We start from the raw sequence: 209 nt of genomic DNA on the forward strand, positions 1-209 counted from the left end.
ATATATTTTAGTGTTATCTCAGATACACTCCCTAATTCTTTAGGAGACTTCAACGTATACTTTTTGCATGATTTTATAAAATGGGATTGATCATAAAAAAAAGATTTAGGGTCTTCAGATATGATACTTTGCTTAAAGCGTATAATATCGCTGTACGCCTTTGGTGTTAATCCAAAGTATTTTTTAAATAATCTTTCGATAGAGCTTAT

The 209-nt window shown here is 29.2% G+C and carries 1 protein-coding gene; it reads right to left on the minus strand.

The window, feature by feature from the left end:
- Window positions 1-209, minus strand: a 209-nt coding sequence (locus ACX6CF_RS27320) for a helix-turn-helix domain-containing protein (RefSeq protein ID WP_458788512.1), incomplete at both ends; no start/stop codon positions are given.

Source organism: Vallitalea sediminicola (genome assembly GCF_054408565.1).